The organism is Teichococcus aestuarii, assembly GCF_042651065.1.
GTDB lineage: Bacteria > Pseudomonadota > Alphaproteobacteria > Acetobacterales > Acetobacteraceae > Pseudoroseomonas > Pseudoroseomonas aestuarii.
In genome coordinates this window covers 1-13508 of the sequence record NZ_JBHSCH010000020.1, presented here as the reverse complement: position 1 = coordinate 13508, position 13508 = coordinate 1, and the positions used below count along the sequence as shown (strand labels likewise).

At 71.7% G+C, this 13508-nt stretch carries 12 protein-coding genes; 7 read left to right on the top strand and 5 right to left on the bottom strand.

Features of this window, described 5'->3' with window-relative positions; translation table 11 throughout:
- Positions 1-31: 31 nt before the first annotated feature.
- The gene (locus tag ACFOY6_RS10200) at positions 32-1633 is read left to right on the top strand and encodes an ABC transporter substrate-binding protein (protein ID WP_379650516.1); all 1602 of its coding nucleotides are present in this window, start codon (positions 32-34) and stop codon (positions 1631-1633) included.
- An 18-nt stretch (positions 1634-1651) separates the two neighbouring features.
- On the opposite strand, the gene ACFOY6_RS10195 is transcribed toward ACFOY6_RS10200, so the two are convergent.
- Entirely contained in the window at positions 1652-2614 is a 963-nt protein-coding gene (locus tag ACFOY6_RS10195; protein WP_379650514.1) for an alpha/beta hydrolase fold domain-containing protein, read from the bottom strand.
- A gap of 64 nt (positions 2615-2678) precedes the next feature.
- Positions 2679-3854 (bottom strand): amidase, encoded by a 1176-nt coding sequence (locus ACFOY6_RS10190; protein WP_379650512.1) that lies wholly within the window; start codon positions 3852-3854, stop codon positions 2679-2681.
- A gap of 167 nt (positions 3855-4021) precedes the next feature.
- Between ACFOY6_RS10190 and ACFOY6_RS10185 the strand changes: the two genes are divergently transcribed.
- Both ACFOY6_RS10185 and ACFOY6_RS10180 read left to right on the top strand, forming a co-directional pair.
- Positions 4022-4894, top strand: a complete 873-nt coding sequence (locus ACFOY6_RS10185) for a manganese catalase family protein (protein ID WP_109517352.1) — start codon at positions 4022-4024, stop codon at positions 4892-4894.
- 58 nt (positions 4895-4952) lie between these two features.
- Positions 4953-5402, top strand: coding sequence for a DUF892 family protein (locus tag ACFOY6_RS10180; RefSeq protein ID WP_109517351.1), 450 nt, complete (start codon positions 4953-4955; stop codon positions 5400-5402).
- A gap of 49 nt (positions 5403-5451) precedes the next feature.
- Here ACFOY6_RS10180 and ACFOY6_RS10175 read toward each other — a convergent pair whose 3' ends face one another.
- A complete protein-coding gene (locus ACFOY6_RS10175; protein WP_379650510.1) occupies positions 5452-6279 on the bottom strand; it encodes an ornithine lipid ester-linked acyl 2-hydroxylase OlsC in 828 nt (275 codons plus the stop codon).
- A gap of 324 nt (positions 6280-6603) precedes the next feature.
- Here ACFOY6_RS10175 and ACFOY6_RS10170 point away from each other — a divergent pair, with 324 nt between their 5' ends.
- The 3 genes from ACFOY6_RS10170 (at position 6604) to ACFOY6_RS10160 (ending at position 9814) form a co-directional block, all read left to right on the top strand.
- Entirely contained in the window at positions 6604-6912 is a 309-nt protein-coding gene (locus ACFOY6_RS10170) for a hypothetical protein (protein ID WP_379650508.1), read from the top strand.
- 114 nt (positions 6913-7026) lie between these two features.
- Entirely contained in the window at positions 7027-7185 is a 159-nt protein-coding gene (locus ACFOY6_RS10165) for a hypothetical protein (protein WP_181378140.1), read from the top strand.
- A gap of 133 nt (positions 7186-7318) precedes the next feature.
- Positions 7319-9814 (top strand): glucose/quinate/shikimate family membrane-bound PQQ-dependent dehydrogenase, encoded by a 2496-nt coding sequence (locus tag ACFOY6_RS10160; RefSeq protein WP_379650505.1) that lies wholly within the window; start codon positions 7319-7321, stop codon positions 9812-9814.
- A gap of 51 nt (positions 9815-9865) precedes the next feature.
- On the opposite strand, the gene ACFOY6_RS10155 is transcribed toward ACFOY6_RS10160, so the two are convergent.
- Complete coding sequence (locus ACFOY6_RS10155) at positions 9866-11035, bottom strand: zinc-dependent alcohol dehydrogenase (protein WP_109517347.1); 1170 nt, start codon at positions 11033-11035, stop codon at positions 9866-9868.
- Positions 11036-11094: 59 nt separating this feature from the next.
- Entirely contained in the window at positions 11095-12135 is a 1041-nt protein-coding gene (locus tag ACFOY6_RS10150; RefSeq protein WP_379650503.1) for an amino acid ABC transporter substrate-binding protein, read from the bottom strand.
- Positions 12136-12282: 147 nt separating this feature from the next.
- Here ACFOY6_RS10150 and ACFOY6_RS10145 point away from each other — a divergent pair, with 147 nt between their 5' ends.
- A complete protein-coding gene (locus ACFOY6_RS10145; RefSeq protein ID WP_379650501.1) occupies positions 12283-13254 on the top strand; it encodes a pirin family protein in 972 nt (323 codons plus the stop codon).
- The last annotated feature ends 254 nt before the right edge of the window (positions 13255-13508 follow it).

The following is a 13508-nucleotide window of genomic DNA, read 5'->3' as shown; positions in this document are numbered from 1 at the left end:
CCAAAGACGGGGATCAGGGAAGGAATACGCCATGCAACGCCGATCGCTCCTCGAGGGCGCCGGGCTGGGGGGTCTCGCCCTCGCCCTGCCGCCGCTCGCATCACCCGGTCTCGCCCAGGCCTCGCGCGCCGCCACGCTGCGCTTCGTGCCGCAGGCCAACCTCACGGCGCTGGACCCGATCTGGACCTCGGCGATCGTCACGCAGATCCACGGCTACCATGTGTACGACACGCTCTACGCGGTGAACGCCGCGCAGAAGCCGCAGCCGCAGATGGCCGAGGGCCACACCGTCTCCGACGATGGCCGCGTCTGGCGCATCCGCCTGCGCGAGGGGCTGCGCTTCCACGATGGCGAGCCGGTGCGCGCGCAGGACGCCGCCGCCAGCCTGGAGCGCTGGTCGAAGCGCGACCCCTTCGGGCAGTTGCTGGCCAAGGTGGTGGAGCGCTGGGGCGCCGCCGACGACCGCACGGTGGAAATCCGCCTGACGCGCCCCTTCCCGATGCTGCTGGACGCCATCGCCAAGCCGGACGCCAACGTGGCCTTCGTCATGCCGGAGCGGCTGGCGCGCACCGATGCCAACGCGCAGGTGGCCGAGGTGGTGGGTTCCGGCCCGTACCGCTTCAGGGCGGATGAGTTCGTCGCCGGCAGCCGCGCCGTCTACACGAAATTCGACGGCTACCGGCCGCGCCAGGAAGCGCCGGAATGGGCCAGCGGCGGCAAGGTGGCGCATTTCGAGCGCGTCGAGTGGCACATCATGCCCGACCCGGCGACCGCCGCCGCGGCGCTCCAGGCCGGCGAGGTGGACTGGGTCGAGCAGCCGCTGATCGACCTGCAGCCCACCCTGCAGCGCAACCGCAACATCAAGCTGGACACGCTGTTCCCCGCCGGCTTCATGAGCCTGATGCGGCTGAACCACCTGCAGCCGCCCTTCAACGACCTGAAGACACGGCAGGCCGTGGCGCTGGCGGTGAACCAGGCCGACTACATGCAGGTGACGATCGGGCAGGACAAGGCGCTGTGGCGGGAGTGCCGCAGCCTGTTCCCCTGCGGCACCCCCTACGGCACGGAGGATCTCTCCGAACTGACCCGGCCGCCGCGCGGCCTGGACAGCGCCAAGGCCCGGCTGGCGGAATCCGGCTACAAGGGGGAGAAGGTGGTCATCATCAACCCCACCGACTTCCCGCTGATCGGCCCGCACGGCCAGGTGACGGCCGACCTGCTGCGGCAGATCGGCATGAATGTGGAGCTGGCCGAGACGGACTGGGGCACGGTGGTGCAGCGCCGCGTCAGCCGCGAGCCGGTGGAGAAGGGCGGCTGGAGCATCTTCCACACCTATGGCTCGGCCATGGGCTATGCCAATCCGGGCGTGTCCTCGCTGGTGAAGGGGCCGGGGGCGTCGGGCTGGTTCGGCTGGTATGAGAGCCCGCGCATTGAGGCGATGATCCAGTCCTGGCTGGAAGCGCCGGACGAGGCCTCCCGCAAATCCCTGGCCGACCAGATCAACGCCCTGGCGCAGGACGATGTGGCCACCATCCCGCTCGGCCAGTTCGTCGCCCGCACCGCCTACCGCAACAACCTGAGCGGCTTCGTGCAGGGCAGCATGCCCTATCCCTGGGGCGTGCGCCGCGCCTGAGGCCGTGCCGCGCCGCGTTCAGCCCAGAACGCGGCGCAGCCAGGCCCCGGCCTGCGCGAAGGCCCGGTCGGCGGCGCCGACATGGCCGGCGGCGCGCAGGAAGCCGTGCACGGTGCCGGGGAACGCCGCCGCCTCCACCGCCACGCCCGCCGCGCGCAGCGCATCGGCCATGGCGAGGTTCTCGCTGGCCAGCACGTCGAGCTCCGTCAGCGTCATGTGCACGGGCGGCAGGCCGCGCAGGTCGGCGCGCAGCGGCGCGGCGAAGGGGCCGTGGCGGTCCGCCTGCTGCGGCGCATAGGCATCCCAGTAGAAGCGCATCCGCGCGCGGGTCAGGCCGTAGCCCTCGGCGAATTCCTCGTAGGAGGGCGTGTCGAGCCGGCTGTCATAGACGCCGTAGCCAAGCAGCAGGCCGCGCAGCGCCAGCTCCGGCGCCTGCTGGCGCAGCAGCAGCGCGGCGCCGAGGGCGAGGTTGGCGCCGGCGGAGTCGCCGCCCAGCACCATGCGGGTGCCATCCAGCCCCCATTCCGCGCCGTGCGCGGCCAGCTGCCGCGCCACGCCGGCACATTCCTCCAGCGCCTGCGGGAACACCGCCTCCGGGCTCAGCGCATAGTCCGGCCCCAGCACGGCGCAGCCCGAGGCGGCGGCATACTCGCGCATGGTGCGGTCATGCGTGTCGATGCTGTTCCACACCCAGCCGCCGCCATGCAGATAGACCAGCACGGGCAGCGGGCCCTCGGCGCCGGCCGGCCGGTGCAGCCGGCAGGCGATGCGGCGGCCGCGCACCAGCAGCCAGATGTCGCGGCTCTCGGCCATCTCCGGGCCGCCGCCGAGGGTGAGGTTCAGCGCGTCGTTGCTGGCGCGCGCCGCGTCGAAGGGGCGCTCCAGGCGGATCGGCGGGAAGTCCTTGGCCCGCTCGTCCATCATGGCCTGGAAGGCGGCCATCTCCGGGTCCATGCGGGGGTCGGTGCGGTAATCGGGCATTGGCGGCGCCTCCTCGGTTGCGGCGGCATGGAAGCAGCCGGCGGCCGCGCCGCCAAGCCGCGCCTCAGCCGGCCAGGGCGCGCGCGATGCCGAGCAGCCGCGCATCCTGCCCCCGCCAGGCCAGCAGCGACAGGCCGACCGGCCGCCCCGCCACCTGCCCCAGGGGCAGGCTGAGCTGCGGCACGCCGGTCAGCCCGGCGAAGGAGGTCAGCAGCCCGATCCGCTCCGACAGCGCATCCAGCTCCTGCAGCGGCAGGCCCAGGGGCGGCGCGGTGAAAGGCGTGGTGGGGATGCAGAGGATGGCGCCGCCTTCCAGCAGGCTGCGCGCCCGCTCCCGCACCCGGTGCCGCAGCGCGGCGGCGACGGCGATCTGCGCCTCCGTCAGGCTGGCGGCGAAGCTCAGGTTGCGCGCCACGTTGAAGGCGAGGCGCGGATTCACCGCGTCGATCCAGCCGCGGAAGGTCTGCCAGCCCTCGGCGCGCTGCAGCACGTTGCGCTGCGAGCCCCAGGCGGCCAGCTCCCCCGCCTCGCCCAGCGTCATGGCGCGCGGCGCGCCGCCGAGAAGGGCTGCCACCCGCGCCGCCTGCGGGCGCAGCGCCGCCTGCACCGGCCCGTCCGCCAGGGCGAAGGCGTCCTCCGCGAGCAGCAGGGGCGCCGGCTCCGGCTCCACCGGCGCCTCGCCCAGCAGCACGGCGCCGGCCCGTGCGAAGGTCTCCGCGTCGCGGGCGAACCAGCCGGCGGTGTCGAAGCTCGGCGCCTGGGCACAGACACCCTCGAAGGGGATGCGCCCATGGGTCGGCCGCAGCCCGTGGAGGCCGCAGAGGCTGGCGGGCACCCGCACCGAGCCGCCGCTATCCGTGCCGAGCGCGATGTCGGCCAGCCCCGCCGCCACGGCCGAGGCGGAGCCGCTGGAGGAGCCGCCCGGCAGGCAGCCGGGCGCCGCCGGGTTGGGCGGCGTGCCGCAATGCGCGTTGAAGCCCAGGATGCCGAGCGAGATCTCGCAGGTGACGGTCTTGCCCACCAGCCTGGCCCCGGCCTCCAGCAGCGCCCGCACCGCCCAGGCATGGCGCTGCGGCAGCGGCCGGCCCCGCGCCCAGTCCGGGTTGCCGGCGGCGGTCGGGTGGCCCGCCACGTCGAACAGGTCCTTCGCCGCGAAGCGCAGCCCGGCGAGCGGGCCCTCCGCGGCGCCGGCGATCTCCAGGCGTGGGCCTGGCAGGAAAGCGCCCGTCTCCGATTCCATCCGTATGTCCCTTCAGCGCCGCACCGCGCGGCGCGCGGCCGGCAGCATCACCGTCCCGCGGCCGCGCGTAAATCCAGGTAGCGCTTTCACGGGAACCTTCGCGGGGCAGCCCGTTTGCTGAGGGGCGATGCCCATGATCAGGGCCACTCGAAGCAAGGGAAATCCGCATGTACTTCCACGACAAGCGACTGCAGTATCCGGTTCGTGTCGAGACGCCGGACCCGCTTTTCGCCCGCCAGTTGCAGCAGGCGATCGGCGGCGTCGAGGGTGAGATCCGCGTCTGCCTGCAGTACTTCTTCCAGGCCTGGGGCGCGCGCGGTCCGAACACCAAGTACCGCGACATGCTGCTGCACACGGCGACGGAAGAGATCGGTCACATCGAGATGCTGGCCACGGCCGTGGCGATGAACCTCGAGACCGCGCCGCTCAGCCTGCAGGAAAGCGCCGCCGAGGCCAACCCGGTGGTGAACGCGGTGATGGGCGGCGAGCGGCCGCGGCACATCGTGGAGGGGATGCTGCAGCGTCACCTTCTGTCCACCGGCCTCGCCGCGATGCCCACCAACGCGGACGGCGTCCCCTTCGACTGCTCGCATGTCTATGCCAGCGGCAACCTGGCCGCCGACATGTACGCCAATGTCACGGCCGAGGCGACGGGCCGCACCCTGGCCGTCCGCCTCTACAACGCCGCGCATGATCCCGGCATGAAGGACATGCTGAGCTTCCTCATCGCGCGCGACACCATGCACCAGCAGCAATGGCTGGCGGCGATCGAGGAGATGGGCGGCAGCGCCGCGCTGCCGATTCCGAACAGCTTCGACCAGGCGCTGGAGCGGCAGGATTTCAGCTACGTCTTCCTGGGCACGGACGCGACGGGCGCGCCGCCGCCGGAGGGGCGCTTCACCACCGGCCCGTCGATGGACGGCAAGGCGCAGTTCAGCGTGATGCAGAACACGGCGCTGGGCGAAGAGCCGGTGCTCGGTCCGGCCCGCGCCGGGTCCGGCGCCCAGGCGGAGCAGATCGGCAAGCCGCCGGGCATGTGAGGGCTGCGCCGCAGCCCCGCCCGCAAGACGACTCCGCAACAACGACAAGGAGAGCACCATGGTCACCACCGTCGGCACCGAGAGCACCCTGCCCAAGCTGGTCAAGAACCTGCTGCTGCTCGAGCATGACGCCATCGCCGCCTATGAGCAGGTGATCGCGCGCCTCGACAACCCGGCCTACAAGCAGCAGATCGCCAGCTTCAAGGGCGACCATGACCGGCATGTGCAGGAGCTGACGCAGATGGCGAACCAGCTCGGCACCGACGCCCCCATGGAAGGCGACATGAAGCAGCTGCTCACCACCGGCAAGGTGGCGATGGCGAGCATCATGGGCGATGGCGCCATCCTGCAGGCGATGCGCAGCAACGAGGAGGACACCGTCACCGCCTATGAGCGCGCCAGCGCGCACAGCGAGGCGCCGGCGGAAGTGCGGCAGGTGTTCGAGCGGGCGCTGCAGGACGAGAAGCGGCACCGCGCCTGGATGATGGAAACCTCGCAGGCCGCCTGAGGGTGAAAACGCGGCGCCGCCCCGGCTTCCGGGCGCGGCGCCGCCCCGCTCAGTCCTTGCGGTTCCGCAGGGCCTCGGCCTCGGCGTAGAACTTCTTCTCCCACGCCTTGTGGTTGTCGAGCCCTTCGCGGATGAAGGGGGTGAACACCGCCATGTTCAGCAGCAGCCAGTTCGCCAGCCGGGCCGGGAAGCCCAGCGGCTTGACGAAATCCACGAACAGCACCACCCGGGTCTTGTCGGTGTGGTTCCACGCCTCGTGCTCGTAGGCGTCGTCGAAGATCAGCGCGCGGCCCTCATGCCAGTGGCAGACCTGCTTGTCGACGCGGATGGCGAGGCGGTCGCTCTGCTCCGGCACGATCAGGCCGAGATGCAGGCGCAGCACGCCGTTATAGGGCCCCCGGTGTGGCGGCAGGTGCTTGCCCGGCTCGAAGATCGAGAACATCGCCGTCTTGAGGCCGGGGATCTTCTGCACGATCCGCCAGGTCTCCGGGCAGCGCCGGATGTTCTCCTGCGAGGACAGGCCATAGCCGGCCAGGAAGAAGGTCTTCCACGCGCTGTCCTTGCTGATGGTCTGCACGTCGGTGGAGATGTCGTGGAAGCTCGGCAGCTCGCTCTGCCGCAGCAGCACCTGCTCCAGCTCGCGGCGGATCAGCGGCCATTCGCGCTCGATCTCGGCGGCCCAGGGGAAGGTGGCGTTGTCGTAGACGGGCGGGTTGCCGACCTTGGAACAGCGCAGGTTCAGCCGCTCCGCCGCCGCGACGATGCCCATGAAGAAGCGCGTGGTCGCGCTCGGGCGCTCCAGGGGCGCGATGTTGGCGGTGCCGAAGGTCTGCTGGGGTGCCTCCTGCCGCGCCGCCGCGGCCGGGTCGTGAGTCATGCGGTCGGTCCTTCGTGTCTGGCGTGCCCCGGTGGACGGGGGCGGGCGCTCCGGGCCGCAAATGAAGGCGGCCGGCGCTTCCGTGTCAAAGGACCTTTCCCTCCCGGCCGGTCAAGGGGTGGCGCGCCGCGCGCCATGAAATCTGCGGCAGACGGTAGCCAGAAGCCGGCAATGCTGCGCATCTTGCCGCCGGAGGCGGGCGGTATCCGGTCCTCCATCGGGCCGCGGCCTGGTGGCGGCCGGTCTGGCCCGGGGCACAGGTGCCCAGGGGGCGGGTCGGCCCCGCACCGCAAGCAACCCACCAACGCTGGAGACAGAACTGCCATGTTCACGCTGGAAATCGCCGGCCGGCCCATTGCCGTCATCGGGGCGGATGAGGAGGAGGCCCGCGACATCGTGGAAAGCGAGGCCTTCCAGGCCGATCTGCGCCGCCTGCTGCACGATGCCACGCCGCTCTGGGACGGCCAGGCCGCCCTCACGCTGCGCCCCGCCACGGAGGAGGAGGCCGCCGACTTCCAGTCCGACGAGGGCGAGGACGAGGAGGAGGAGGACGAAGAGGATGAGGACGACGAGGACGCCCTCGAGGTGATGTTCCTGGTGCCGATCAACGACCCGGACGAGCCGGAGGCCTGAGGCCTGAGGCTACGCCGCGCGGCCCCGGCCGCGCGGCTCCCACTGCTTGACCTGCGTCAAGGCAGCGTGGCCGAGGCTGGCGCAGGATGGTCCTGTTTCGGGAAAGGCCGTGCCATGGGGCTTGTCGTGCGCGTGATTCTGCTGCTGGGTGGCGCGCTGGCCACGCTGCTGGTCGGACGCGAGGCGGAGAACTACCCGGTGGTGCAGGCCATGATGGGCCTGCTGGCGGCGGCGGCCGTGCTGGTGGCCTTCGTGCTGCTACGCCGCCGCTGAGGCTTCGCCCGCCGCTTCCCCGGCGCCGAAAAGCCACCCTTCCAAGGAACGAAGTTCCCTCGCCTGGGTTCACAAGCCAGGGCGGCGTCGCGCTTTGTGCGGCCGGCGCCCCGTCATGGAACCTGGGTGCATCATGCAGACATCGCGCACATCATCATCGGGCTGGGCGCCACGGCTGCTGGCCATCCTCCTGGCGCTGCTCGGCCTGGCCGCCCTGGGCGGCGGGCTCTGGCTGATCGTCCTCGGAGGCTCCTGGTATTATTCGCTCGCCGGTGCGGCGATGCTGGGCACGGCATGGCTGCTCTGGCGCCGGCGGCCGGCGGCCCTCCTGCTCTACGCCCTGCTGACCCTGGCCACGCTGGTCTGGGCGGTGTGGGAGGCCGGGCTCGACTGGTGGCCGCTGGCGGCGCGCGGCGACGTGATCTTCGTGCTCGGCGCGCTGCTGCTGACCCCGTGGGTGACGCGGGCCCTGGGCGAGCCGGGCGAGGCGCGCCGTGTCAGCGCGCTGCGCGGCAGCGGGCTGGCGCTTTCGGTGGTGCTGGTGCTGGCGCTGGGCGTCGCCGGCGCCGCCCTGTTCAACGACCCGCACCGCATCGAGGGCCGCCTGCCCGAGGCGCGCGCGACGCTGCCGCCCGAGGCCCGCACCATCCCCGAGGGCGAGTGGCACGCCTATGGCCGCACCGGCATGGGCCAGCGCTATTCGCCGCTGGACCAGATCACGCCGCAGAACGTGGACAGGCTGGAGGTGGCCTGGCAGTACCGCACGGGCGACATCCCCGGCCAGCCAGGCGACCCGGTGGAGACCACCTTCCAGGTGACGCCGCTGAAGGTGGGCGGGCGGCTGTATCTCTGCACCCCGCATCAGAACGTCATCGCCCTCGATGCCGATACGGGGCAGGAGATCTGGCGCTACGAGCCGAAGATCCGGGACGGTCTGGCGCTGCAGCACCTGACCTGCCGCGGCCTGTCCTACCACGACCCGGCCGCCTACCCGGCGGGCGCCGCCGCCGCCACAGCGCCCGAGGGGGCCCGCCCGGCGATGGAGAACACGGCCGCCACCTCCGTCTCCGTGCCCGCGGCCACCGAAGGGGCGCGCGGCGTGGACAACTGCGCGCGCAAGCTCTTCATGCCGACCGCCGACGGCCGGCTGATCGCGCTGGACCCGGAGACGGGCGGCGTCTGCACCAGCTTCGGCGAAGGCGGCCAGATCAATCTCTGGGCCAACATGCCCAACCCCAATCCAGGCGGCTACTACTCCACCTCGCCCGTGGTGGTGACGCGCAACCTCGTCATCGTCGGCGGCACGGTGCTGGACAATGTCTCGACCCGCGAGCCCTCCGGCGTCATCCGCGCCTTCGACGTGAACAGCGGCGGGCTGGTGTGGAACTGGGATTCCGGCAACCCGGAACAGACCGAGCCGCTGCCGGCCGGCCAGACCTATACACCCAACTCGCCCAACAGCTGGTCGATCTCCAGCGTCGACGAGGCGCTGGGCCTGGTCTATGTCCCGATGGGCAACCAGCCGCCGGACCAGTGGGGCGCCAACCGCGACGAGGACAGCGCCCGCTATTCCTCCGCCGTGGTGGCGCTGGAGCTGGCGACGGGGCGGGTGCGCTGGGTGTTCCAGACCGTGCACCACGATTTGTGGGATTACGACGTTCCCTCGCAGCCCAGCCTGCTGGACCTCACCGTGAACGGCCGGCGCGTGCCGGCGCTGGTGCAGCCCACCAAGCAGGGCGAGCTCTACGTGCTGAACCGCGAGACGGGCGAGCCTGTCCTGCCGGTGACCGAGCAGCCCGCCCCGCAGGGCGCGGTGGAGGGCGACCGCACGGCGCCCACCCAGCCCGTCTCCCGCCTCTCCTACGATCCGCCGCCGCTGACGGGGGCCGACATGTGGGGCGCCACGCTGTTCGACCAGCTCGCCTGCCGCATCCAGCTCCGCCGCCTGCGCTACGAGGGGCGCTACACCCCGCCCTCGCTGCAGGGCTCGCTGGTCTATCCGGGCAATTTCGGCGTGTTCAACTGGGGCAGCGTCGCGGTGGACCCGGCGCGGCAGGTGGCCTTCACCACCCCCGCCTACCTCGCCTTCATCTCCCGCCTGGTGCCGCGGCATGACGACACCACGCTCTACGTGCAGGGCAGCAACCGGCCGGATGGCAGCCTGCCGGCGCTGAACGAGAATTTCGGCGCGCCCTACGCCGTGCAGCTCTATCCCTTCACCTCCGCCCTCGGCCTGCCCTGCCAGGCACCGCCCTGGGGCTACGTGGCCGGCGCCGACCTGACCACGGGCGAGATCGTCTGGAAGCACAGGAACGGCACGACGCGGGATGCCGCGCCGGTGCCCCTGCCGTTCCGCATGGGCGTGCCGAACCTCGGCGGGCCGATGGTCACGGCCGGCGGCGTCGCCTTCCTCTCTGGCACCATCGACTACTATGTGCGGGCCTATGACGTGACGGATGGCCGCCAGCTCTGGGAAAGCCGCCTGCCGGCGGGCGGGCAGGCCACGCCGATGACCTATCGCGGGCGGGACGGGCGGCAGTACCTGCTCGTGGTGGCCGGCGGGCATGGCTCGCTGGGCACCAAGACCGGCGACCACGTGATCGCCTACGCGCTGCCGCGCGGGTCATGAAGAAAGGGCGGGGGGATCGCTCCCCCCGCCCCTTCCATCTCGCCCCTCAGCTCAGGGCTTGAGCACGACCTTCACGCAGCCATCCTGCTTGTCGCGGAACTTCTTGTAGAGCTCGGGGCCGTCTTCCAGCCCGGCGCGGTGGGTGATGATGAAGGACGGGTCGATCTCGCCCTTCTCGATGCGCTCCAGCAGCTTCGGCATGTAGTGCTGCACCGGGGTCTGCGCCATGCGGAAGGTGAGGCCGCGGTTGATGGCCGAGCCCATCGGCACCTTGTCCAGCAGCCCGCCATAGACGCCGACGATGGAGACGGTGCCGAAGTTGCGGCAGCAATGGATAGCCTGGCGCAGCACATGCGGCCGGTCGGTGCCCAGATAGACGGCGGCCTTCACCCGGTCGACCACGGAATCGATGCTGGCCGTGCCATCCGCCTCGGTGCCCACGGCGTCGATGCAGGCATCGGCGCCGCGGCCATTGGTCAGGTCCTGGATGCGCTCGTAGATGTCCTCGTCATGGAAATCGAGGGTGAGCGCGCCGGCCTGCCGCGCCATCGCCAGCCGCTCCGGCACCGTGTCGATGGCGATGACGCGCCCCGCGCCGAGCAGGAAGGCGCTGCGGATGGCCATGAGGCCCACCGGCCCGCAGCCCCAGATGGCGATGGTGTCGCCCTGCTGGATGTTGCAGAAATCCGCCGCCATGTAGCCGGTGGGGAAGATGTCCGACAGGAACAGCACCTGCTCGTCCGTCAGGTGCGAGGGCACCTTGATCGGCCCGACATCGGCATAGGGCACGCGCAGGTATTCCGCCTGCCCGCCCGCATAGCCGCCCAGCATGTGCGAGTAGCCGAACAGGCCCGCCGGCGAGTGGCCCCACATCTTCTCGGCCATGGCGCGGTTGGGGTTGCTGCGCTCGCAGCCGGAGTAGAAGCCGCGCTTGCAGAAGAAGCACTCGCCGCAGGAGATGGTGAAGGGCACCACCACCCGGTCCCCCACCTTCAGGTTCTTGGTCTCGGGCCCGACCTCGACCACCTCGCCCATCGTTTCATGGCCGAGCACGTCGCCGCTCTTCATCGAAGGCATCACGCCGTCGAACAGGTGCAGGTCCGAGCCGCAGATCGCGCAGGCCGTGACCTTGATGATGGCATCGCGCGGATGCTCGATCCGGGGGTCCGGCACGCTGTCGCACCGGATGTCGCCCTTGCCATGCCATGTCAGCGCTTTCATCGGCAGCTCCCTTGCTTGCGGGAGGTTAACCCACGGCGCAGCGCAAGGTTCACGTGGCGTCAGCGCATCGGCAGGGCGTAGAGCAGCCCGCCCTTCGTCCACTGCTCGTTCGGGCCGCGCGGCAGCCCCACCGGGGTCTCCGGACCGAGGGTGCGCGCGTAGATCTCGCCGTAATTCCCCACCGCCCGGACCGCGTTGTAGGCCCAGGCGGGGTCCAGCTTCAGCGCCTGCCCCAGTTCGGAGGAGGCGCCGAGCAGCCGGCGCACGCTGGCATTGGCGCTGCTCTGGCGCATCTCCCCGGCATTGGCGGCGGTGACGCCCAGCTCCTCCGCCTCGATCAGCGCCGTGGTGTACCAGCGCACGATATCGAGCCAGTTGTCGTCGCCGCGCCGTACGTAGGGGCCATAAGGCTCCTTGGAGAAGCGCTCTGGCAGGATGCTCCAGCGCGCCGGCTCGGGCACCGAGGAGCGGGCGGCGGCGAGCTGCGAGGCATCGGCGCCGAAGGCGTCGCAGCGGCTGGCCTGCAGCGCGGCGATCACCTGGTCGAGCTGCTCGAACACCACCGGCTGGAAGGGCGCGCCGATGCTGCGGAAGTGATCGGCCGTCACCTGCTCGTTGGTGGTGCCCTGGATCAGGCAGATGGTGGCGCCGCGCAGCTCGGCCACGCGCTGCACGCCGGAATCGGCCCGCACCATGAAGCCGTGCCCATCATAGAAGTAGGTGGTGACGTGCCGCAGGCCGAGCGTGATGTCGCGCAGCATGGTCCGCGTCGAGATGCGGAACAGCACGTCCACCTCCCCCGAGCCGAGCGCGGTGAAGCGCGTGGAGGGGGTGAGCGGCACCAGCCGCAGCCTGGCTGGATCGTTGAAGATGGCGGCGGCGAGGCCCCGGCACAGCTCCACATCCATCCCCTGCCAGACGCCGCGCGAGTCCGGCCGCGCGAAGCCGGCGATGCCGGTGTGGATGCCGCAGGACAGCTGGCCGCGGGCGCGGACCGCGTCCAGCGTCGGGCTCGGCGGCCCGCCCTGCGCCAGGGCGGGGGCGGAGAAGGCCGCGCACAGCGCCGCGAACGCGGCCGCGAGGCCTCGTTTCCAAGACATGAAGCTTTTCCCTGATGATCTCCCGCCGCGATGCTCGCCGCGCGCTCCCGCTGCTGTCAACCGAAAGCGGAACAATCCGGCCGGTGCCGGGCTTGCGGCGGGGGTGCCGCCTCCCCCATGCTGCGCTTCCGAACGGGAGGGCTGGGCATGAGCGTTGAGAACGACCCCGCCGGGAAGCTGCCGCCCCTGCCGGCGGGGGTGGAAGCCGTGCTGCTGCCGCGGGCGCATGACGTGGGCGGCTTCGAGGTGCGCCGCGCCCTGCCGGCGCGGGGCCGGCAGATGGTCGGCCCCTTCATCTTCTTCGACCAGATGGGCCCCGGCGAGTTCCTCTCCGGGCGCGGGCTGGATGTGCGGCCACACCCGCATATCGGCCTGTCCACCGTCACCTACCTGTTCGAGGGCGCCATCCAGCACAAGGACAGCCTGGGCAGCGACCAGCCCATCCTGCCGGGCGACGTGAACTGGATGACGGCGGGCCGCGGCATCGCCCATTCCGAGCGCACCGCCCCGGCGCTGCGCACTGGCGGCAGCCGGCTGTTCGGCATCCAGTCCTGGGTGGCGCTGCCGAAGGCGCAGGAGGAGCGCGCGCCGGATTTCGCGCATCATCCCGCCTCGGCCCTGCCGGTGCTGCGGGAGCCGGGCCTGCATCTGCGGCTGATCGCCGGCGAGGGCTGGGGGGCGCGCTCCCCCGCTGGCGGCCAGGACGGGCTGTTCTACGCCGATGCGGTGCTCTCCGCCGGGGCCGCCCTGCCCCTGCCCGACCACCACGAGGAACGCGCCGCCTATGTGCTGGAGGGCTCGGCGAGCGTGGCGGGCGAGGCGTTCGATCCCGGCCGCATGCTGGTGTTCCGCGCGGGGGACCGCCTGGCGCTGCGGGCCGGCCCGCGCGGCGCCCGGCTGCTGCTGCTGGGCGGCGCGGCGATGGACGGGCCGCGCTACCTGTTCTGGAACTTCGTCTCCTCCTCGCGCGAGCGCATCGAGCAGGCCAAGGCGGACTGGAAGTCCGGCCGCTTCGCCAAGGTGCCCGGCGACGAGCAGGAGTTCATCCCCCTGCCGGAGGAGCGCCTGCGGGTGCGGGCCGGCGTGCAGTCTCCCGCCGCCGGCTCCCCGACAAGCTAGAGCGGATCGCGAGCGGGCCGCTTCGCCTGACCGCGTGAAGATGCTCGTGGAAACAACGAGCCAAAAGCCTTTTCCGTGAGCCGGTGCGAGCGGAAAAGGCTTCAGGCCGCCGCCCGGTCCGCCGGGGCGGCGTGCAGCGCGATGGCGCCGAAGGGCGCGGCCTGGGACAGCGTCGCCTCGCCCAGCCGCTCCAGCTCGAGCCCGGCCAGGAAGGTGCTGGCCCAGGCCGAACGGCGGCGCATCCGGCCCGCCGG